This window comes from Ruegeria sp. A4 (assembly GCF_056543025.1).
The window spans coordinates 145,137-166,776 of record NZ_JBQGAW010000001.1 but is presented as its reverse complement, the minus strand read 5'-3'; the positions used below and the strand labels follow the sequence as shown (position 1 = coordinate 166,776).

20 protein-coding genes and 2 tRNA genes are annotated in these 21,640 nt (G+C 58.0%); 10 read left to right on the top strand and 12 right to left on the bottom strand.

What is annotated here, in order from left to right:
• Positions 1 to 72: 72 nt before the first annotated feature.
• The 3 genes from dnaG to ACR0E2_RS00765 all read right to left on the bottom strand — a co-directional run bounded on the left by dnaG (position 73) and on the right by ACR0E2_RS00765 (position 3,946).
• Positions 73 to 2,019, bottom strand: coding sequence for a DNA primase (dnaG, locus tag ACR0E2_RS00775; protein ID WP_480444742.1), 1,947 nt, complete (start codon positions 2,017 to 2,019; stop codon positions 73 to 75).
• 80 nt (positions 2,020 to 2,099) lie between these two features.
• Positions 2,100 to 2,396, bottom strand: coding sequence for a hypothetical protein (locus ACR0E2_RS00770; protein WP_152457544.1), 297 nt, complete (start codon positions 2,394 to 2,396; stop codon positions 2,100 to 2,102).
• A 119-nt stretch (positions 2,397 to 2,515) separates the two neighbouring features.
• Complete coding sequence (locus ACR0E2_RS00765) at positions 2,516 to 3,946, bottom strand: Glu/Leu/Phe/Val family dehydrogenase (RefSeq protein ID WP_152457543.1); 1,431 nt, start codon at positions 3,944 to 3,946, stop codon at positions 2,516 to 2,518.
• 333 nt (positions 3,947 to 4,279) lie between these two features.
• Here ACR0E2_RS00765 and ACR0E2_RS00760 point away from each other — a divergent pair, with 333 nt between their 5' ends.
• Genes ACR0E2_RS00760 through ACR0E2_RS00750 form a run of 3 tightly spaced genes read left to right on the top strand, consistent with a single transcriptional unit; the run spans position 4,280 to position 7,096 of the window.
• Positions 4,280 to 5,965, top strand: coding sequence for a Tad domain-containing protein (locus tag ACR0E2_RS00760; protein ID WP_152457542.1), 1,686 nt, complete (start codon positions 4,280 to 4,282; stop codon positions 5,963 to 5,965).
• Positions 5,962 to 6,492: a TadE/TadG family type IV pilus assembly protein gene (locus ACR0E2_RS00755; RefSeq protein ID WP_152457541.1), complete on the top strand. Its 531-nt coding sequence runs from the start codon at positions 5,962 to 5,964 to the stop codon at positions 6,490 to 6,492. Before ACR0E2_RS00760 ends, ACR0E2_RS00755 begins: the two co-directional genes overlap by 4 nt.
• 4 nt (positions 6,493 to 6,496) lie before the next feature.
• A complete protein-coding gene (locus tag ACR0E2_RS00750; RefSeq protein WP_152457540.1) occupies positions 6,497 to 7,096 on the top strand; it encodes a TadE/TadG family type IV pilus assembly protein in 600 nt (199 codons plus the stop codon).
• Here the strand turns inward: ACR0E2_RS00750 and ACR0E2_RS00745 are convergent.
• Complete coding sequence (locus ACR0E2_RS00745; RefSeq protein ID WP_480444739.1) at positions 7,055 to 7,537, bottom strand: hypothetical protein; 483 nt, start codon at positions 7,535 to 7,537, stop codon at positions 7,055 to 7,057. The two genes, ACR0E2_RS00750 and ACR0E2_RS00745, sit on opposite strands and share 42 nt — an antisense overlap.
• A gap of 157 nt (positions 7,538 to 7,694) precedes the next feature.
• Between ACR0E2_RS00745 and ACR0E2_RS00740 the strand changes: the two genes are divergently transcribed.
• A complete protein-coding gene (locus tag ACR0E2_RS00740) occupies positions 7,695 to 8,606 on the top strand; it encodes a pirin family protein (protein WP_480444737.1) in 912 nt (303 codons plus the stop codon).
• 21 nt (positions 8,607 to 8,627) lie between these two features.
• Here the strand turns inward: ACR0E2_RS00740 and ACR0E2_RS00735 are convergent, their stop codons facing one another.
• Positions 8,628 to 9,215 carry a TetR/AcrR family transcriptional regulator gene (locus ACR0E2_RS00735; protein WP_480444736.1) on the bottom strand — a complete coding sequence of 196 codons (588 nt, stop codon included), beginning with the start codon at positions 9,213 to 9,215 and terminating at the stop codon, positions 8,628 to 8,630.
• Between the two features lie 102 nt (positions 9,216 to 9,317).
• Here ACR0E2_RS00735 and ACR0E2_RS00730 point away from each other — a divergent pair, with 102 nt between their 5' ends.
• The 6 genes from ACR0E2_RS00730 (at position 9,318) to ACR0E2_RS00705 (ending at position 14,141) form a co-directional block, all read left to right on the top strand.
• Positions 9,318 to 9,566, top strand: coding sequence for a hypothetical protein (locus tag ACR0E2_RS00730; protein WP_170346526.1), 249 nt, complete (start codon positions 9,318 to 9,320; stop codon positions 9,564 to 9,566).
• Between the two features lie 127 nt (positions 9,567 to 9,693).
• Positions 9,694 to 10,980, top strand: a complete 1,287-nt coding sequence (locus tag ACR0E2_RS00725; RefSeq protein WP_480444734.1) for a homoserine dehydrogenase — start codon at positions 9,694 to 9,696, stop codon at positions 10,978 to 10,980.
• A gap of 69 nt (positions 10,981 to 11,049) precedes the next feature.
• Entirely contained in the window at positions 11,050 to 12,033 is a 984-nt protein-coding gene (gene glpX, locus ACR0E2_RS00720) for a class II fructose-bisphosphatase (protein WP_171228463.1), read from the top strand.
• Between the two features lie 93 nt (positions 12,034 to 12,126).
• Complete coding sequence (gene recJ / locus ACR0E2_RS00715; RefSeq protein WP_480444732.1) at positions 12,127 to 13,869, top strand: single-stranded-DNA-specific exonuclease RecJ; 1,743 nt, start codon at positions 12,127 to 12,129, stop codon at positions 13,867 to 13,869.
• A 98-nt stretch (positions 13,870 to 13,967) separates the two neighbouring features.
• Positions 13,968 to 14,042: transfer RNA gene (locus ACR0E2_RS00710), tRNA-Glu, on the top strand.
• Positions 14,043 to 14,066: 24 nt separating this feature from the next.
• Positions 14,067 to 14,141: transfer RNA gene (locus tag ACR0E2_RS00705), tRNA-Glu, on the top strand.
• Positions 14,142 to 14,151: 10 nt separating this feature from the next.
• Here the strand turns inward: ACR0E2_RS00705 and ACR0E2_RS00700 are convergent.
• Genes ACR0E2_RS00700 through ACR0E2_RS00670 form a run of 7 tightly spaced genes read right to left on the bottom strand, consistent with a single transcriptional unit; the run spans position 14,152 to position 21,538 of the window.
• Entirely contained in the window at positions 14,152 to 15,993 is a 1,842-nt protein-coding gene (locus ACR0E2_RS00700) for a V-type ATP synthase subunit A (RefSeq protein ID WP_480444731.1), read from the bottom strand.
• Entirely contained in the window at positions 15,990 to 16,682 is a 693-nt protein-coding gene (locus ACR0E2_RS00695; RefSeq protein ID WP_480444730.1) for a hypothetical protein, read from the bottom strand. The genes ACR0E2_RS00700 and ACR0E2_RS00695 overlap by 4 nt, the downstream gene beginning before the upstream one ends.
• Position 16,683: 1 nt before the next feature.
• Positions 16,684 to 17,361, bottom strand: coding sequence for a hypothetical protein (locus tag ACR0E2_RS00690; RefSeq protein WP_480444728.1), 678 nt, complete (start codon positions 17,359 to 17,361; stop codon positions 16,684 to 16,686).
• Positions 17,361 to 17,804: an ATP synthase subunit C gene (locus ACR0E2_RS00685; RefSeq protein ID WP_152457528.1), complete on the bottom strand. Its 444-nt coding sequence runs from the start codon at positions 17,802 to 17,804 to the stop codon at positions 17,361 to 17,363. Before ACR0E2_RS00685 ends, ACR0E2_RS00690 begins: the two co-directional genes overlap by 1 nt.
• On the bottom strand, positions 17,801 to 19,597 hold the full coding sequence (locus tag ACR0E2_RS00680) for a V-type ATP synthase subunit I (protein ID WP_480444726.1): 1,797 nt from the start codon (positions 19,595 to 19,597) through the stop codon (positions 17,801 to 17,803). Before ACR0E2_RS00680 ends, ACR0E2_RS00685 begins: the two co-directional genes overlap by 4 nt.
• On the bottom strand, positions 19,594 to 20,199 hold the full coding sequence (locus ACR0E2_RS00675; protein ID WP_480444725.1) for a V-type ATP synthase subunit D: 606 nt from the start codon (positions 20,197 to 20,199) through the stop codon (positions 19,594 to 19,596). Before ACR0E2_RS00675 ends, ACR0E2_RS00680 begins: the two co-directional genes overlap by 4 nt.
• Complete coding sequence (locus ACR0E2_RS00670; RefSeq protein WP_480444723.1) at positions 20,177 to 21,538, bottom strand: V-type ATP synthase subunit B; 1,362 nt, start codon at positions 21,536 to 21,538, stop codon at positions 20,177 to 20,179. The genes ACR0E2_RS00675 and ACR0E2_RS00670 overlap by 23 nt, the downstream gene beginning before the upstream one ends.
• Between the last annotated feature and the right edge of the window lie 102 nt (positions 21,539 to 21,640).

Below are 21,640 nucleotides of genomic sequence, written 5' to 3'. Positions count from 1 at the left end.
CATTAGCGCGTATAAGTGATTCGGCCACCCGTTTACCCGTTTTTCTTTTCCAGTGCCTTACGAAAACACCACTTATCGGCGTTTCCGCTCGAATTTGATACCTGACATGATCGCCGCAAACGCGTCTTTCTCGTCACGATTGATTCGCGCCCCATTGTCAGCAATGTCGAAAACGGCCCTATCCTCGTTTTGGCTTCGACTCGTGCGGTTGCGCTCTTCGGCGGCTTGCGCCAGCCGGTATGTCAGCGCCTCATCGGGCAGATCGGACAGTTCTTCCGCCGCTTCGGCAATCTCGGCATCCAACCCCCGGAGCGCTTTGATCTTTGCGAGTTCCTCGGCCAGTGTCATCTCGGCCTTTTCAACGTCGCCTGGCTTGGACACACAGGGGATGACTGCCACATGGCGAAGGGTCAGCAGGTTTTCAAGGGCGTCAGGCCCCATTGATGCGATAATGTGGTCTTTCAGGTTGTCCGGATCATCAATTGCGTGGCGCAGAACAGCATCGCGCAAGGCCGCGTAGTCAGGATTGTGGCATTCCATTTCTTCCAACTGTTGCTCAAATTGGACAACAACCTTGGGATTCAGAATCGAAATCGCCAGAATAGCGGCTTCACGCAGCTGGATATCCGCGTTTTCCGAAGAGGCCAGAAACGAACTGCGCGCGCCCGGCGTCGCGGTTGGCTGCGACTGCCATTTTCCCCGCGGTTGCCAGGGACGGTTTTGAGGTTGTCGTCGCGGGCGGAACAGTTGCCAGCGCAGGTCTTTGATTTCCTGACCGTAATGCAAGCGGATCGAGGGATCCCGGATCAGTTTGATCTTGTCCCGCAGCGCCTTGTCCAGTGCTGCCTTGCGTTCCGGGCTGTCGAATACCTTTCCTTCGGTCTCGCGCTGCCACAGCAGTTTGACCATCGGTATGGCCCCTTCCAGAACGGCCTGAACGGCGCCCGGGCCTTCGGTGCGCAACAGATCGTCCGGGTCCTTGCCTTCGGGCATCAAGGCAAAACGCAGGGATTTTCCGGCCTCCAGCAGCGGCAGTGCCAGATCAACCGCCCGCATGGCCGCCCGCAGACCCGCGGCATCCCCGTCCAGTGCAATGACCGGTTCATCCGCGATCCGCCAGAGCAGCTGCAACTGATGTTCAGTAATGGCCGTTCCCAAAGGCGCAACCGACGCGCCAAAACCCGCCTCGGCCAGCGCGATCACGTCCATATACCCTTCGGCCACGATCAGCGGCTGCCCTTTGCCCGCCGCCTGCCGCGCTGGACCTTGATTGTAAAGGCTGCGCCCCTTGTCGAACAACTCGGTCTCGGGCGAGTTCAGGTATTTCGCGTTGTCATTCGGATCCATCGCGCGGCCACCGAATGCAATGCAGCGCCCACGCGGATCCCGGATCGGGAACATGATCCGGTTGCGGAATGTGTCATAGGGTTTTTTGCCTTTGTTTGAAGGCTTGGCCAGCCCGGCGCCAAGGATCAGCTCCTCTGGGATGCTCTTGCCGCGCAGGTGATCCCAAAGCGCCTGCCAACTGTCCGGCGCAAACCCGATCTCCCACCGATCCAGCGCGCTTTGATCCAAACCCCGGCGCGACAGGTAATCCCGTGCCTCTGCCCCCGCCGCTGTTTTCAGCTGCAAGCGGAAAAACTGCACCGCCTGTTCCATCACATCGGCAAGCTGACTGCGGCGATCCTGCTTTTCCTGTGCTTTCGGATCCCGCGCAGGCATCGGAATGCCAGCCTCGCGGGCGAGGATCTCCACCGCTTCGATGAACGAAACATTTTCCGTTTCTTTCACAAAGCTGATCGCGTCGCCCTTGGCGTGACAGCCGAAGCAGTAATAAAACCCCTTCTGATCATCGACATGGAATGAGGCTGTCTTTTCGTGATGAAACGGGCAAGGCGCCCACATGTCGCCTTTGCCTTGATTGGATTTGCGCTGATCCCAAATCACCTTGCGCCCGACGACCTGAGACAGGCTCAGGCGGGTGCGCAGTTCATCCAGAAATCCGGGGGGCAGTGACATGGGTCAAACCTGACAGAAACAGGAACGCGCGCCAAGGGGATGGCGCGCGTTTGTCCACAGGGAAATGTCCGGGCTGTGGATTATTGCTGCAAACACAGCTCAAGCCAAGCGGCGCCCAGATCCTTTTTGCGCACGTCGCGCATCTTTTGTTCATAGACCCACGGTGTGATCAGCGGAATCGCGGCGTTGTAGTTCTCGGGCCATGTCGGGCCACTATCAGCCACGGCTTGCGCCACATCGCGTTCTTTCACGCGGTCCAGCCGCGCCTTCTGGATCGCTGCCACCACATCCGCCTGATATTTGCAGCTTTGTTCCTTAGTTTCCTGAGCGGCCAAAGGGGTGGCCAGCAGAGCCGCGACAATGGCTATACGCAACATGGAGGTCTCCGGGATTCGTTTCTCTGAGTGTCTACTATCCGTCAAACTAACGGGCCGCCATCGACATTCAAGCCGCGGCGCGTACCGGCGGGGCGAAATGATCACCCCACCCGTCTGCTTCAGAGCCCCTTGGCGCGATAGCTTTTGGCCACGCGGTCGATCGCCACGATATAGGCCGCAGTACGCAGGTCTTCGACATCGTCGCGGCTGTGCCACACTTCACGCATCGACTGGTAGGCGATACGCATCGTGTCGTCGAGGCCCGAGCGCACCAGTTCAAGCTCATCGGCACCCTTGAGGTATTTTGCCTTGAAGTCCGGCGACATCGACCACGCGTCACCCAGATACCTGTCCAGCCGCTCCAGTTCGCTGACGATCAGTTCATGTCGCGCCTCTTCCTGCCGACGCTGCATCCGGCCGAAACGAATGTGGCTGAGGTTCTTGACCCATTCGAAATAAGACACCGTCACACCACCCGCGTTGGCATACATATCCGGGATGATAACGGTACCTTTCTTGCGAAGAATCTCATCCGCGCCAGCGGTGACCGGGCCGTTCGCTGCTTCGATGATCAAAGGAGCCTTGATCCGTTCGGCGTTGGAAAGGTTGATGACACCCTCCAGGGCAGCCGGGATCAAAATATCACACTCAGCCTCCAGAACGCTTGTGCCTTCCGCTGAATGAGTCGCGTCCGGATAATCCTTGACGCCGCCATGCTTGACGATCCACTGGCGGACGGCTTCGACGTCGATACCATCCGGGTTATACAGCGCTCCGTCCCATTCGATGATACCTACAACGCGTGAACCGTCCTCCTCGCTCAGAAACTTCGCAGCGTGATAGCCCACATTGCCGAGCCCCTGCACCACAACACGCTTGCCGTCCAGCTTGCCCGACAGGCCGGCCGCCCTGACATCTTCGGGGTGACGGAAAAATTCGCGCAGAGCGTACTGAATGCCACGTCCGGTGGCTTCGACCCGCCCAGCGATACCACCTGCGTTCAATGGCTTGCCGGTCACACAGGCCCGTGCATTGATGTCGGTGGTGTTCATCCGGGCGTATTGGTCGGCCATCCAGGCCATTTCGCGTTCGCCCGTTCCCATGTCGGGCGCGGGAACGTTTTGCGACGGGTTGATCAGATCCCGCTTTGCAAGTTCATAGGCAAAGCGTCGCGTGATTTGCTCCAGCTCGTGTTCTTCATATTTCCTGGGATCAATGCAAAGCCCGCCTTTCGATCCGCCAAAAGGCGTTTCGACAAGAGCGCATTTGTACGTCATCAACGCAGCCAGCGCTTCGACCTCATCCTGGTTCACCGCAGTGGCATAGCGAATGCCGCCTTTGACCGGCTCCATATGTTCGGAATGGACAGACCTGTACCCGGTGAACGTATGGATCTCACCGCGCAGACGCACACCAAACCGAACTGTATAGGTCGCGTTGCAAACCCGGATTTTCTGCTCCAGCCCCGGCGGCAGTTCCATCAGGGCGGCCGCCCTGTTGAACATCAGGTCAACACTCTCGCGAAAGCTTGGTTCTTGGATGCCGGTCATAAAATCCTCCGTACCGCTGGATGACGAAACGTCATGACGTTTTGTCGCACCACTCAAGTCTGGCTGCAATCAAACAATGCACTTTTTTTCATCACCTTCTTAACAGAGACTTGAGGGCCTGATGGTGAGTCGCCCAATCCAGTCAATCGCTTAACTGATTGTCTTCATTTCATCGACAGACCAGGGGAAAACGTGAAAATTATACCCCTTGAGTGCGCAAAAAGGCCAAAACCAAGCCTTTTTCGCCCAATTCACGCCACGTTTGAAAATTAAATTTAACCGGAATTTCCTTTTTTTGGCGCACGACTTCTATGTGCGAGGCGGAGTCATCAAATGATAATTTTCTCGCTTCAGAACGACGGCTCGAAGCCGAAACACAAGATTTCCCAGTTGCGGCTGTTTGCCCGAAAAGAAGACGGCACTTTTACGATATTCACCCTGCTCATTTTAATCCTGATGCTGGCCATTACCGGCATGGCGATGGATCTGATGACGTACGAGCGCGACCGCGCCAGCCTGCAATCCACGCTGGACCGCGCGGTGCTTGCTGCGGCAGATCTTGACCAAAAGCTGCCACCCAAGGATGTTGTCGACGCCTATATGGAAAAGGCCGGGCTGGGCCATCTTGAGAAAACCGTGACCGTCACCGAAGGATTTGGCTCCAGAAAGGTGGCCGCGACCGCCAATGCAGTCGTTCCGACGCGTTTCATGAGGTTCGGAAAAGTTACCGAACTGAATATGAAAGCGGCAAGCACTGCCATAGAGTCCATCGGTTCTGTTGAAATCTCGCTGGTTCTGGACATGTCCGGTTCCATGACAAGGTCTTCCGCGACCGCCGGAAAGTCGAAGATCGAAGTCTTGAGAACTGCGGCGAAGGGCTTTGTCACCAAAATGCTTGAGGAATCTGGTGAAACGAAGATTTCGATGTCGATTGTCCCCTATGCCACTCAGGTCAATGCCGGGCAGGACATTCTGGGTAAATTCACCAACGTGACCTCAGAGCACAACTATTCCCATTGCGTGAACTTTACTTCCGGACAATTCGGATCTGCGACGCTTAGCCCGAATACCTTCTATCAGCGTACTGGGCATTTCGATCCTTGGCGATACAATTGGGCAAACGTCAACGGCGTTTCAACCGATGGAGAACAGCCCCCGGCCTATTTCGTATGCCCTGTTCGCGCCGGCAGTGAAATTACAGCTGTCACCGACAATGTCCAATATCTGCACAACCGCATCGATGCCCTGACCGCAAGTGGCAACACATCCATCGACGTAGGCATGAAATGGGGTGTCGGCATGCTGGATCCGTCATTCCAGCCTGTGATCAACGCCTTGGCCACCGAAAACAAGGTTCCTGCAAAATTCGCTCTGCGCCCGGAATCTTATGACTCGGACGTGCTTAAGGTCGTAATCGTAATGACCGACGGGCAAAACACTTCGCAGTACATGTTGGACTCGTCCGCGCGTAGTGGCCTGACTGAAGTTTGGTTCAACCCTGACTACCAAAGGCCCGACGGGAAAAAGGGTGAATATAGTATCCGCTATTCGACCAACCCGGATCGTTGGGTCTGGATGCAACATACAGAAGAAAACGGCAGCTATGTCACGGCAGGCCATCCTTTTGGGAATCCACCCAATGAAAACTCCTCTAACGAAGAGATTGGCACCGCCACTCGCCTGACCTATCCCGAGCTTTTTGCCCGAGCTTCGCTGTGGTGGAACGCCAAGAACAACTTCTATTGGCAAAGCAACCACGAGAATAACTGGTACTACGGCCTCAGAAAATCAGTGGGATCTTCCACAAAGAACGCGCGCACGACCAGCATCTGCGGCGCGGCCAAAGACAAGGGTGTCATCATCTATGGCATCGCTTTCGAGGCCCCCACCAGCGGCTTGAACACCATCAAGTCCTGCGCAAGCTCGGACAGCCATGTTCACAATGTAGCTGGATTGGATCTGGACAAGGCGTTTACTGCGATTGCTTCGTCCATCCGCAAATTGAGGCTGACGCAATGATCCGCAAATCACTGTCAAAACTCCGTACTTTCAAGCGATCCGAGTGCGGGAACGCGACGATCGAATTTGTCATGATCATTCCGTTTTTCCTGGCATTCATTGGTATTGGTGGAGAGATGTCGATAATCACCACCAAGCACGCCGCGCTGGAACGGGGTGTTGATCTGGTCGTTCGGGATATCCGTCTGGGCACAGGCACCAACTGGAGCCACGATGTAATCAAGGACCGGATTTGCGACATTTCCGGTATCAAGAATTGTAAAACCAACCTGCGGCTGCAAATGCTTCGCCAGAATGCATTCAATGGCATCGTTCTTTCGGACGAAATACCCTGCACCGACAGTTCGGAAGACCCCAAACCAGTGCTCGACTTCAAAAGCGGGGCCTCAAACGAGTTGATGATTTTGCGGGCCTGCCTGCGTATCGATCCTGTTCTGGAAAGCTCGATCATCGCAAACACAGTGGTCGACGAAAGCGGCCACTATGCAGTGACCGCAACGACCGCATTCGTGCAGGAGCCACGGTAAAGCTATGTTTGTATTCAGAAACGTGAAAAACCGCATCAAGGCCTTCAAGCAGGACGAAAGTGGTATTCTGACCGTCGAGGCCATCATGATCTTCCCGCTGTTGTTGTGGACGATTACGTTTACGTTCACCGCATTCGAGGGATTTCGTCAAAGCGCGTCGAACCTGAAAGCTGCTTATACGGTCAGCGATCTGATCTCACGTGAATCGGCCGCTGTGACTGATGTTTACATCGACTCGCTTCACGAACTTATGGGCGAAATGGTCAACAACCGGTCTGAAGTGCGCATGCGTGTCTCTCTGATCCGTTTTGACGAGAACGACAACCGCCACTACGTGGATTGGTCGACCGTGCGCGGCTATGACACGGAATGGAACGACAACAACATCCAGGAAATCGAAAACCGTCTGCCGCCGATGCCGGATCAGGACACGGTCATTCTGGTGGAAACATCCAACGAGTATATTCCTCAGTTTAAACCTGGCTGGGATCTGGCGACCGGCATTAACTTTCAAAACTTCATCTTCACCCGTCCCCGCTTTTCCACCAAGGTCGCTTGCAACCTAGTGCGCCCTCCGGTCGTCTGCGTGGATAATAGCGCTTAAGACTTCTGACATGAACTTGGCCTCGGCGGCAGACGTCATGCCGCCAACGCCGACCCGGCGACCAATCCGCCACCACAATCCGGGCGCCCATTGGTACGTATCTTTGTGCTTGGTGCGAACCAGAAAGCCGTTTGACGGCTTGAACGCGAATACGCCGCGATCCACCGACTCAATATCAGCCACCTTTGCGATCATTTGACCTGACCCGGTACGCAATTCCGACTGTGTCAGTTCAATATAGTCCTGGGTCGCGTGCCATACACGATAGGCCAGCCAAAGCGACGCGCCCCCTACAGCAAAAAGAAATACTTGCCACGCCGGTTCGGGCGGAGATGCCAAAGCGACGTATGTGACCAGCACCCCAACCGTCGACAGCATCCCTACTCCGATCCACCGTCTGGGGGATGACGCCTGAATCGTTGCCAGCACTTCGTCCTGCATGGATGTCTCCTGTCCGTTCCGCTTCGACTTAGCGACTTTCCAGGGGAAACAACAGGGCTTTGGTTGATCAGCAAATTTGCACAGCTCCGGTTAATTGGCGCTGATTGACCGCAATCACGCAGGGGTTACATGCTGGTCAAACAAACCGGAGGCGAATATGTCCCTTAGACCCACACTGGAAACACGCAGGGCCACCCCAACGATGGAAGGGGCTGGCGTGAAACTTCACCGGGCGTTTGGGTTTCAGGACCCGTCCGAACTTGATCCTTTCCTGCTGTTCGACGACTTCAGGAACGAACGCCCGCAGGACTATCAGGCCGGTTTTCCCTGGCATCCGCATCGCGGTATCGAGACGATCACCTATGTTCTGGCTGGATCGGTCGAGCATTCGGATTCGCTGGGCAACACCGGCACGTTGGGCGCGGGCGACGTGCAGTGGATGACGGCGGGGTCCGGCATCCTGCATCAGGAAATGCCGCAGGGAAACACCTCGGGGCAGATGCACGGGTTTCAGCTGTGGGGCAACCTGCCTTCGGATCAGAAGATGACTGCCCCGCGCTATCAGGATGTTCAAAGCAAGGATATCCCCGAAGTCACTGATGACGACGGCACCACCGTTCGGGTGATTGTCGGAGAGTTCTGGGGCAAAACCGGCCCCGTGGACGGCATCGCGGCAGACCCGCAGTATCTTGATATCTCGGTCCCCGCAGGTGTGAAGAAGACCTTCCGCATCGACACTTACCGAAAAGCCTTTGCCTATGTCTTTCAAGGTCAGGCAGCCTTTGCAGATGCGTCACGCCCGTCCGGTGTGCTGTTGGAAAAAGAGGTTGCCGGGCAAGAGGTGAATATCCGGGATATGTCGGGCGACCGCACGCTTGTCCGTTTCGGGACGGGGGACGAAATCACCGTTCAGGCTGGCCCCGACGGCGTGCGGTTTCTGTTGATCTCGGGGGCTCCGATCAATGAGCCCGTCGCATGGCACGGGCCTATTGTGATGAACACGCGGGCCGAATTGGAACAAGCGTTTCGCGAACTGCGCAACGGGACTTTCATTCGCCCTGCGCACTGACACAGTGACGGTCTGGCCCTGTCAGGCCGTCACCGCCTTATGCACCATGTTCCAATAAATCTGTTCGACCTCGTCCAGTGACAGCCGCCCTCCGGACCTGTACCAGGTCATCACACCGTTCAACATGGCAATCACCGCCAGCGTGGCGATCTTGGTGTCCGGTATCGCAAACTGACCAGCCTGCTGGCCAGAGTGAAGGATGTACTCCAACGCGTTTTCGTATTGGCGTCGAAGGTCTTCGATTTCGGCGAAGTTTTCGGGCGAGAGGTTGCGCAATTCCATATAGGCGATGAACACCTCGTCAGGGCGTTGCAGGTGGAAACGAATGTGAAAACCGACAAATCGGCGTAACGCTTGCCGGCAGTCATCGCAGCGCTCCAGCGCGTTGAGCGCCGAAAGCAGATCCTGCATATGTTCCCGCATCAACCGATACAGCAAACTCTGCTTGTCCGGCGTGTAATTGTATAGCGCCCCCGCCTGAACGCCGACCTCTTTCGCGATCTGCCGCATCGAAACCGCGGCATAGCCGTGGCGGGCAAACAGGTTCAGGGCCGCCTTTCGAATGCGCGGGCCTGTGATATCAGAGTGGGAGCCTTGAGTACGTGCCATGCGCCCACAGTATCTGAACAAATGTTCATATAGAACCCCGCTTGATCGGCGCCGGCAAAAGGTGCATCACGAAAGGACGAACGAAACCGAAAAGCGTGCCACATGAAACTGCTGCCTGTTCTGCCTATTATTCTTGTGTTTGCCGGGTGTTCAGACTTTCCCGAACTTGAAGGCAGTGAACCGGCCTCGGTCAAATCGGCCCCCTACCCGCGCCTTGTTCCGGTGCAGGAAACGTTGGGGCCCTCGATTGATCCCGTAAGCCAGGCCGCAGAGGTGGAGGAAGACCTGACGCAGCGCAGCGAGGCGCTGGCGAAAAAGGCCCAGGCGCTGCAAAACGCGCAAACCAACTGAAGCGTGACATTTGACCTCGACAATCCCCCGGTGACGGATTGCACCCTTGGCCTGAACCCGATAAGGCAGCGCTGATCGGGCAGGCGTCCGAATTCAGACAAGTTTCGAGCGGAAAGGAACCCACGACATGACACAGGCACTGCGGCTGGGAATTGCGGGCTTGGGAACTGTCGGCGTGGGTGTCGTCAAGATTGTTCGCCGCCACGCAGATTTGCTGAAGGCGCGCACGGGCCGGTCGATTGAAATCGTGGCCGTATCGGCGCGGGATCCGAACAAGGACCGCGGCGTGAACCTGTCGGATTATGCCTGGGAAACCGACCCGGTTGCGCTGGCGAAACGTGACGATATCGATGTCTATGTCGAACTGATGGGCGGCGAAAACGGTCCGGCCAAGGCCTCGGTCGAAGCCGCGCTGGCCAGCGGCAAAGACGTCGTGACCGCCAACAAGGCTTTGCTGGCCATTCACGGGCAGGAACTGGCCGAACAGGCCGAAGCTGCTGGCCGCGTCATCCGGTTTGAGGCCGCAGTCGCGGGCGGTATCCCCGTAATCAAATCCCTGACCGAAGGGCTGGCCGGAAACGAGATCACGCGCGTGATGGGCGTAATGAACGGCACCTGCAACTACATTCTGACCCGGATGCAATCGCAGCGTCAGGGCTATAACGCCCTTTTCGACGAATGTGCAAAACTTGGGTATCTTGAGGCTGACCCCAATCTGGATGTCGGTGGCATCGACGCCGCGCACAAACTGGCTTTGCTGGCCTCGATCGCTTTTGGCACCAAGCCCAATTTCGACGGGATTGAGATCGAAGGCATTCAGCAAATCAGCCTCGACGATATCGACCAGGCCGAGGATATGGGCTTTCGCATCAAATTGCTGGGCGTGGCGCAGCGTACCGCGCGCGGGCTGGAACAACGCATGCAGCCTTGCCTTGTGCCCAGCGACTCGCCCTTGGGGCAATTGGAAGGCGGCACCAACATGGTGGTGATCGAAGGCGACGCGGTTGAACAGGTTGTTCTGCGCGGCCCCGGTGCGGGTGAAGGCCCGACGGCCAGCGCCGTGATGGGCGACGTCTGCGATCTGGCACGCGGGCTGCAAATCCCGACCTTTGGCCGACCGGCCAAATCGCTTGAGGCTGCGGCCCCCGCCGTCACGGGCCTACCGGCGCCTTATTATTTGCGGCTGGGTCTGCTGGATAAACCGGGCGCACTGGCCAAGGTTGCAGCCATTCTGGGCGATGCCGGTGTTTCCATAGACAGGATGCGCCAATATGCCCATGCCGAAAGCACGGCGCCTGTGCTGATCGTTACCCACAAAACCACCCGCGCCGCGCTGGACGTTGCGCTGGACGGGTTCCGTGACACGGATGTGGTTGCCGGTGCCCCCGTCGCGTTGCGGATTGAAGAGGTTTGAACTTGCGGCCTGCATGAAACGCAAGCTATGCCGATAGAAACGGCTTAAATGACCAGAGGATACATGACAATGAGTGCTGCCAAAACCGATTTCAACGACCGCCTGCTGTCTCTGGGGCTGGCAAGGGTGGCGGAACAGGCTGCGCTGGCCTCGGCTTCGCTGGTGGGGCGTGGTGACGAGAAAGCCGCCGACCAGGCCGCCGTGAATGCGATGCGAGAACAGCTGAACATGCTGGACATTGCTGGCGTTGTGGTGATCGGTGAAGGTGAACGCGACGAAGCACCGATGCTGTATATCGGCGAAGAGGTCGGCACCGGAAACGGCCCCGGCGTGGACATCGCGCTGGATCCGCTGGAAGGCACAACGCTGACCGCAAAGGATATGCCCAACGCGCTGACCGTGATTGCCATGGGTCCGCGCGGCTCAATGCTGCATGCGCCGGACGTCTACATGGACAAGCTGGCTGTTGGTCCGGGCCTGCCCGAGGGTGTCGTCAATCTGGACATGTCTCCACGTGAACGGGTGGAAGCCTTGGCAAAGGCCAAGAACTGCAAGCCTGCGGACATCACCGTCTGCATTCTGGAACGCCCCCGTCACGAGGCGATGATCGCCGAAGTGCGCGAAACCGGAGCATCGATCCGCCTGATCACCGATGGTGACGTGGCAGGTGTCATGCATTGCGCAGAAAGCGAAGTGACCGGCATCGACATGTATATGGGCCAGGGTGGCGCCCCCGAAGGCGTACTTGCCGCTGCCGCGCTGAAATGCATGGGCGGACAGATCTTTGGTCGCCTGTTGTTCCGCAACGATGACGAGCGGGGCCGGGCTGCCAAGGCAGGCATCACCGATCTGGACCGGGTCTATTCGCGCGATGAGATGGTGACCGCGGATGTGATTTTTGCCGCAACCGGTGTAACCGGCGGTTCTCTGTTGCCGCGCATCAAGCGCGAGCCGGGTTGGGTGGAAACCACGACGCTGCTGATGCGTTCAAAGACCGGGTCCGTGCGCCGCATGTCGTATCGCACCCCCACCTGGCCGCACGATAACGCCTGACGGCTTGCGCCGTTGCCTCCGGCGGGAGTATTTGGAAAAAGATGAAGAGGCCGGGTCCGAAAGGATCCGGCCTTGGTTCACAAGGGGCAGGCAATGGGTTTTCTTGGCGTAGAACAATCACTGACCGGGCGGCGCTGGGGTGGCCCGGAAGCCGAGCTGGAGCGGGCTGCCGAGATGATGACTCAACAGACCGACCTGCCGCGTGCGGTATGTCAGGTTCTGGCCCGTCGTGGCGTGCCGGTCATGGAGGCGCGCGGCTTTCTGGACCCCAAGCTCAAGGAGCTGCTGCCAGATCCCCGCGACATGAAGGACATGGAAACGGCGGCGGCGCGTTTTCTGGACGCCGTACGCCATCGCCAGAAAATCGCGGTGTTCGCGGATTACGATGTTGACGGCGGATGTTCTGCCGCTCTGCTGCTGGTTTGGCTTCGGCAGATGGGGTTGCAGGCGACGCTTTATGTGCCGGATCGGATTGATGAGGGATATGGTCCGAATGTTCCGGCAATGCGGGAACTGGCAACCAGCCACGACCTGATCATTTGCGTCGATTGCGGCACGCTCAGCCATGAGCCGATTGCCGCGGCCACGGGGGCGGACGTGATTGTTCTGGATCACCATCTCGGCGGCGAAACCCTTCCGGATTGCGTTGCAGTCGTGAATCCCAACCGGCAGGATGAAAGCGGTGATCTGGGCTATTTCTGCGCGGCGGGTGTCGTGTTTTTGATGCTGGTCGAAGCAGGGCGCCAGTTGCGCGCGGCAGGCGCAAAGGGGCCTGACCTGATATCGATGCTGGACCTGGTGGCCCTGGCAACCGTGGCTGACGTTGCGCCTTTGATCGGCGCCAATCGCGCCCTGGTTCGACAAGGCCTGAAAGTGATGGCCCAAAGGCAGCGCCCCGGACTTGTCGCATTGTCCGATGTCTCGCGCATGGATACGGCGCCCAACAGCTATCACCTGGGTTTTCTGCTTGGCCCCCGCGTGAACGCAGGCGGTCGCATCGGGCAGGCCGATCTGGGTGCCCGCCTGCTGAGCACGGATTCCCTGCACGAGGCACAGGCCCTGTCCGAACGTTTGGACGCGCTGAACACAGAACGCCGGGACATTGAAAACGCCGTGCGCGCCGCCGCGATGGAGCAGGCAGAGGGTCGCGGACTCGACGCGCCGCTGGTCTGGGCCGCCGGTGAGGGCTGGCATCCGGGTGTGGTGGGCATCGTGGCGTCTCGTTTGAAGGAAACCGCCAACCGTCCGGCCATCGTGATCGGCTTTGAAGGTGATGAGGGCAAAGGCTCGGGGCGTTCGGTCTCGGGCGTGGATCTGGGGGCATCGATCCAGCGGCTCGTGGCGGAAGGGTTGCTGGTCAAGGGTGGCGGTCACAAGATGGCCGCTGGACTTACCGTCATGCGCGACAAACTGGAACCTGCGATGGAACGCCTCAGCGAGCTGCTGGCAAAACAAGGCGCAGGCCAGAGCGGCCCTGCGGATATGAAGCTGGAAGGCGCCCTTATGCCCGGTGCCGCGACAGTGGATCTTGTCGAACAGATCGAACAGGCCGGACCGTTTGGCGCCGGAGCCCCTGCCCCGCGATACGCGCTTCCGGATCTTCAGGTGCGTTTTGCCAAACGTGTCGGGGAAACGCACCTGAAGTTGTCATTGTCCGATGGCATGGGTGGTGGGCTGGATGCGATTGCCTTTGGTGCCTTTGACGGTCCGATGGGCGAGAGACTGTCAAATCATGGTGGCGCGCGCTTTCATTTTGCAGGCCGGCTTGAGGTGAACACCTGGGGCGGGCGGCAATCCGTGCAGCTCAGGCTCGAGGACGCGGCAGAGGCAAATTGACGTCTCGCTCGGGCGGCGCAAAAAACTTTCTCATCCCTGCGTTTTTCGGCTTGCGGGGGTCACGGTGAAACCGTAAAAGGCCCCCCACAAGCCAGCGTGGCCCGTTCGTCTATCGGTTAGGACGCCAGGTTTTCAACCTGGAAAGAGGGGTTCGATTCCCCTACGGGCTACCACTTGTGCTTGCGTCACGACAAAGTGGCCCGTTCGTCTATCGGTTAGGACGCCAGGTTTTCAACCTGGAAAGAGGGGTTCGATTCCCCTACGGGCTACCATTTTTCCTGATCAAACCCCGAACTTCTCGCGGCACAAGTTTCCAATCTTTTGCCAGGTGGATTTGTATTCGGGTGTGTTTTCTGCCGCGTAGTGAAAGTTTTTCATCAATCCGGTCAGTTGCGTGAACACCTGCCTTGCCTCGGCCTTGTCGACAAAGACTGCCTTGGATTGCGTCACATCGTACACAAGCTTGAACGTCTTTATCTGCCGTTCAAGCGGCACCGTCGCATCGACTGTGTCAAATGCGTCCTGCTGCAAGTAGACCATATCGACGAACAAGGCTTTCTGTTGGGTTACAAAGTCGTCAATTGTGACGCCCTCTTCCCCGGTGACCTGCATCATCTGATCGACCTGTTCGCCTTTTTCGATCAGGGCCAACAGGGTGCGCACTTTGGCTGTCCACCCCGGCTCGGCGTTCCTGTCATACCAGTCGGACAATTGGTCAGTGTACCGAGACCAGCTGAGCATCGGATCGACCGCTGGATAGAACCGCTTGTAGGCGCGTTCGGATGACAACCCGAGGAAACACTTGACCGTCGACAAGGTTGACTGGGTTACCGGCTCGTCAAAATTGCCGCCAGCAGGCGAAACCGTTCCGATCAGCGTCAGGCTGCCAAGATCGCCGTCATTCGTTTTCAGCGCCCCGGCGCGTTCGTACAAACCCTTGATCGAACTTTCCAGATAGGCCGGGAACCCCTCTTCGCCCGGGATCTCTTCGAGCTTGCCAGAGGTTTCGCGCATGGCTTGCGCCCACCGGCTGGTGCTGTCGGCGATCAACAAGACATCATTGCCCATCTGGCGGTAGTATTCCCCCAACGTGATCCCGGTGAAGATCGACGCCTCGCGCGCGGCAACCGGCATGGAAGACGTGTTGCAGATGATGATCGTCCGATCCATCAGGCTGCCACCGGTGGTTGGATCGGTCATCTTCGGAAATTCCTCGATGGTCTCGACCACCTCACCAGCACGTTCGCCGCAGGCCACGACGATCACGATATCAACCTTCGCATTCCGTGCGATCAGGTTTTGCAGCACGGTCTTGCCCGCACCGAACGGCCCGGGAATACAGGCGGTGCCGCCGCGTGCAATCGGAAAGAACGTGTCGATCAGCCGTTGCGACGTCAGAACCGGTTCCGTGGGATACAACCGCTCGGACAGTGCGCGCTTCAGTATGTTTTCCGGCAATGGTCGCCGAACCGGCCATTTCTGCGAAAGCGTCAGCGTATGCTCGCCACCGACTTCGTCTTCCAGGCGGGCCACGATGTCATGGATCGTGGCCGCGCCTTTTTGCACCCACACCACCTTGTACGCGCCGGTCCAGTTGAACGGCAGCATGATCTTGTGGCTGAAATGGCCTTCGGGCACCGTTCCAATGCTGTCCCCGGCAGTGACCGTGTCGCCCACCTTCACGGACGGCGTAAAGGACCATTTCGCGTGTTCATCCAAGGGCGCGACATCTGCGCCGCGCGGCAGGAAGGTACCAAATGCTGCCGCGACCTTAGGCAAAGGCGACTGCAACCCGTCAAACACCTGCCCCAGCAGCCCCGGACCCAGCTCGACCGACAAGAGCTGACCTGATTGCTCCACCGGGTCGTCGACCGCCACCCCATCAGTGCTTTCATAGACCTGAACGTCCGCCATATCCCCACGTACGCGCAGCACTTCGCCCTTGAGCCTTTCCTGCCGCCCACCGGGGCCGGAACGCGAAGGCAATATGTAAACCACTTCGTTTTTGACCAGTTGACCGGGGTGGCCGGTCGCGTCCGGATTGGCCTGTATCCGCACAAGCCCTTCCTGAACCAGGACGACGCGTGCGGTCGATGAGTGTTTGGCTGAGATTGGGGCTGTCATGCGCTTGCTCCCTCAAAATCGACATCAGCGAAGTCGGCCATGGCCTGTTGTGCCAGTTTCTCAAATCTCTTGGCGGCTTCCGCAGCGCTGCTTTGCGCCCAGCGGTCGAAAATGTTCCAGATCAGAACGTAAATGGCGACCGCCTCGAAATCGAACATGTGACGAGCCGCGTGCAGCTTGAGCTGCTTGTGGCTTATCGACAAAAGCAGACGTTCCAGACCCAGCGGATCTTCGTTTTCCAGCAATTGGGTTGCCTCTTTGATCCAGGGCATGAGCCGTTCCAGCCGAAAGCTGGGATCACCCCAATTGGCGGGGATGTGGCGGCTCCATCGTCCGACTCCGAATGGGCCTGAAGGCGCTGGTTCTCCGCGTTTTCTCAGGCGCAGCGCCGCAACCACCGAGCGCAGTTCCATGCGTTCCATGAAGAGGTTGCGCAAGGTGGGCTGAGGGATGTCCACCATCGCTTGTTTGCAGCGCTGGATCGCCTGAGCGTCGGTGACATCCATGTCGTAGGCGCTCCAGCTCAACGCGTGCTCGAGGACCTTCAGAACGTTGCTGTCCTCCGGTGTCAAAGCCTTCAATCGACGGTCCAGCCTGATACGTGACAGGGGCGGCTGCTTGGCAACGAACAACCGTTCCGAACCCGGAAGGCTGCACATCAACGCGATATAGGCGTCCTGTTTTGACATCTCAGCGGATGACCCCTTCCAGAACGGCGCGGAACCTGGGCTGTAGATGCTCCATCAACAGCGACGCCACCGCCTTATCCGTCAGGTCCAGAACAACACCCTGTTCTTCTGCGCGAACGCGGATGCCTTCCTGCACGTCATCGGCTGCGTGCAATTCGACATTCTCGCGCAGCATCTTCGCAGTCAGGCCAAGAACATATTTTGTCAGCTTGCCGGATTGAATGTCATCAGCGTTTTGCTTGATGTCTTCCTGCGTGGCGACCCGGGCAGGAAGAACGACGGAAACCCTGCCATTCAAATTTGCACCTTCCCCGGCCCGGCCCACCACCTCGAGGATCATCTGCCTCAGAAGCTCGGGATCGGACATCTCTTTGGTCACAAGGCGTTCGACATCTGCCTTGAAGCGATCCGTCAGACCCGCCTTCATGGTCAGCACGGCATCCCGCATCGCGGTGTTCAATGCTTCTTCGCCGGCAGCCCTGTAATTATCTGTCTCCGTGCGGGCTTTCTTTTTCAACTCATCGGCTTCGCGCTTTGCCTCTGTCACGATGCGCGCGGCTTCGGCTTTTGCTTCTGCGCGCAACTTCTCGGCTTCGGCCTGACCAGCGGCAACCCCATCGTTGCGCAATTTGTCGATTAGCGCGTCAACCCCATGCGCAATTGTTCTGTCTTGTGCCATCAGCTGATCCCCGCACTGATGACCAACGCAAACACGAAGGCAAATACACCAAACCCTTCGATGATTGCGGCAGGAGCCAGAGCAAGGCCAAAAATCTCGGGCTTTTCCTTGGTCGCATTGATCGCAGCCGCACAGGCCCGACCCTGCCAGATGCCGCAATACATCAGCGCGATACCCGACAGGATACCAATTCCGAACAGACCGCCCGCGTTTTCAGGTGTCACGTCGCGGTTCAGGGTGAACATGATGACGATCCCATAGATGACCATCGTTGAGGGAAACGCGGATACACCCACGAAACGGCCATAGCCGCCCTCGGTTTCCGTCATGGCCCCGATACTGGCCATACCGGCGATCGAACACCCTATGGCGCTGGCCGCAGCCCCCAACGCCATTGGCGCATAAATACCCAGCCAACCCAGTGTAAGAACAAGCTCATTCATTCCTGAACCTCCTTGCGGGCAAATGGACGAAAGATGATGCCTTCATCCGGCAGACCCCATTTAAAGAATTCGATGTAATTGAGACGCAAGCCGTGCACGACGCCGCTCATCATCGCGAGCGCGAAGTTCAAGACATGACCTATGATCAGTATCAGCAGCCCAAACAGAATGCCCGGCCCCCTAAGGGCCTGCATGACCGACACCGCCAGATCATTGAACGTGATCGCCAGCGAGGCCGAAGCAAGGCCCAACGCGAAAAGACGCATATAGCTGAGAACATCCCCAAACGCGCCCATCGCCCCGGCAAGGCTTTGAACCCCTTCGAGCAAACGCCAGATCCAGTCCATCGGCCTCTGGATGACCCGCTCGCTGGAAAACAGGACAATCGCCACGATGCCGGCGCTCAGGATAGCTGCGCCCGGCACCGGAGACTTGCCGTTCATGTAGCCGAGCCAAAGGGCAAACCCGCCGATCAGGGCCGCAATCCAGCCCAGATTGGCAACCGCCTTGCGTTGCCCCCACGCCGCGCGCGCCGCAAGTGCGTTGGCCAGGACAAGGTGTATGACGCCAACGACGATCGAGACCATCATCATCGCGCCGAAATCGTTCAAATCCAGCACCTTGAGCCTTGTCCAAATTGAACCCGCAGCCGGTGATACCCCAAAATAGCTGCCCACCATGACCCCGTAAAATATCGTAGCAGCCGAGATGATCAGGCCGAACAGACGCCAGGATCTTTGACCAGCGGTGCGGTCCATCCGTCTCCAAAAGGCCAGCACCGCCAGCAGGATGACGGCGCCGTACCCGGCATCCGCTACGATCATGGCAAAGAAGATTGCGAAGGACGCCGAGACGATGACGCTGGGGTCCCAGTCTTGATATCCGGGCACCTGATAGAACAGCGCCAGATCGACAGCGGCCCTGCGGTTTTCAGGCTGCTTTAGCAAGGTCGGAGGCGCGTCGCCCGGCCCCGGATCTTCAATCAGGACGGCCGAACCCTTGGCGTTTGCCATGGCAAGAACAGCATCCACCTGATCCACGGGAACCCACCCCTGCAAAGCAAACACTGCCTCTTCGTCGCGCACTTTCTGAGTTGCATGGGCAAGCTCGGCGGCACTTTCGGCGACGGACAGGTTCCGGCGCATCAATGTCAGATAGCGCGTCAGCGCCACGCGTTCGGCTTCCAACGCCTCGAGGGCGATCTCGGCCTCTTCCAACTGGGCCTCAAGCTCGTGTACCGGCAGCGAACCGACATGGGTTCGCGGAACAGGAAGAACATCATCATCGGGTTCGTCAGGTGAAATCAGAACAGCATACAGGTACCGGTGGTCTTCCTCCAATATCGCCCAAGGAAGCTTGACCTTGGACAGGGCATCCCGGTGCTTCAGCGGCAGCTGATAGAACCACAGCCTGTTGCCAGCCAGCGCATCGGTCGGCGGAAAATCCAAATCCCCCCAGGGTCGCACCTGGGCGATGCGATGCGCCAGAAAGTCACGCCGGTCCATCGTATCCCGAACGCGCTGCATGAGGTCGGTCACCTCGCGCACGAAACGGTCCATGTCGAAATCGGGCGCACGCCGGACCTGGCGGCGCGGGTCAGGCACTTCTGCAAGGAAACGCAATGCCTTATACGCCTCTCTTGCACCGCGCTCACTAATCTTTTCCGGCTCTTTCGGTGTGGGAACAAGCGGCAAAACATGCATGCAGCCAAGGGCCTGAAGCGCCTCAAGCGTTTCCGCCTTTCGGGCAGCAGGCCCGATCAGAGACATCTTTTTCAGACGCGCAACGCTCATGTCAAAGCCTCCTGCGCGTGTTTGCGTTTCGAGATCTTCGACCGCACGACGGCCTGCATCTGTTCGTCGCTCAGGTAGATGCGGATCTTCTTGATGTTGGCCTTGGCGCGCGGGATCAGAACCTTTTCGAACAAGTTGACCCGCTGGGTGATGGTGGCCACCGCCTTGTCGAAGATGCGAACGCGTTCTTCGGCAATCTTCACCCGCACCCGCGCTTCGATGACGTCGTGCAGCAAAAGCGCAGCGGCATCGACCCAATGGGGCTTGGCCAAAACGGAATACGGGCGCACCTCCACTTCGATCCGATCAAGGTCAGGCAGCTTGACCCCTACCACATTGACCTCTTTGACCTTGTAGTCCTTGAGCTTGACCAGCCCATCCAGAGCGACACCTTGCTGCGCCAGCATCGGCAGCTTTTCACCAACCTGCTGCACCAGCGCCTGCACCATTTGCTCGAGGCGGTCGACCTCTTCCCGGGCCCGAACCCGTTCAGCCATCAACTGTTGTCGCTTCAGGTCCAGCGACGGCAGGAACCGCTCATAGCTTTTCAGCTGTGTCTGCTCGCGCGCAAGCGACGATTTATTCAGCTGCAACCGCGCCATTGGCATCCTTCGGGAAATACTTGTCGATCAATGCCTGCTTCATCAGCAACTGTTCCGGCGCAAAGCACTCTGCCAGCGTCTTCCAACCCAGATCAAGCGCCTCTTCCAGCGGGATCGAAACATTGATGCCCATGAACCGAGACCGGAACAGGCCGCCGAATTTCAGCAATTGGTGATCATAGTCTGACAGGTCGAAGGCCATCGCCTGTTTTTGCGCGGCATCGCGGCTTTCAGAATAGAAACGGATCATCGTGTTCATGATCTGCCCATGATCTTCGCGGGTGGTCTTGCCGATCACGTTCTGCTTGAGGCGCGACAGGCTGCCGAACGGATCGATCACGCCAGAATGCAGATAGAACTGCCCTTCAGTGATATAGCCGGTGTTGTCAGGCACCGGGTGGGTTACGTCGTTTCCGGGCATGGTCGTGACGGTCAGAACCGTGACCGACCCGCCTTTGGCATAGTCACAGGCTTTTTCGTATCGGCGCGCAAGCTGCGAATAAAGGTCCCCCATATAGCCGCGCTGAGATGGCACCCTTTCCTGACTGATGCCGACCTCTTTCATCGCGTCAGCATAGGCGGTCATGTCCGTCAGCAGGACCAGCACGCGTTTGCCCTCTTCCACAGCGAACTTCTCGGCCACTGCCAATGCCATGTCCGGCACCAGCAGACGTTCCACCAAAGGATCCATCGCCTGATTGACGAACATGACGGTGCGCGAAAACACACCCGCATCTTCGAACGAGGTGCGAAACGTGTGGTAGTCGTCAAAAATCAGCCCCAGCCCGCCAAAGATCACGATATCCGCGTCGGCCTGAATACCGATTCGGCTGAGGAACGCGTTGAACGGCTCGCCTGAAACCGAGAAGATCGGAATTTTCTGGCTCTCGACCAATGTGTTGAACACGTCGATCATCGGCACATCCGTGCGGATCATTCTGTTTGGAACCGCGCGTTCCGCCGGATTGACGGTCGGTCCGCCAATATCGATGTGCGGTTCCGCAGACAGGTCGGGGCCTCCATCAATGGCCACACCGGCGCCATCAAACACGCGGCCCAGAATGTTGGCCGAATAAGGTGTCTGCATCGGGTTCCCGAGAAAAGTTGCCGTTGCTTCGGTCGATATGCCCTTGGTGCCGGAAAACACCTGCAACGTGACGACATCCCGGTCGATGAAGATCGTCTGGGCCAGTGTTTTTCGGCCATCCACCGTCTCGATCATAGCGAGGTCGTTGAACCGGACAGCCGGCTCTCCTTTGTTCTGGATCGGAACCCGAACCTTGATTGTGTCCCCGACGATTTCCAGAACACGCGTGTACTTCAACAGACTTCGGGACATTGCCTATCCTCACTGTTCCAAGTCGTTTTTCGTAATTCGCGCCGCACGTCTCAGCGGTAATTTTTGCAATGACAATCCTAGCTTACAACGAATTCACAAATT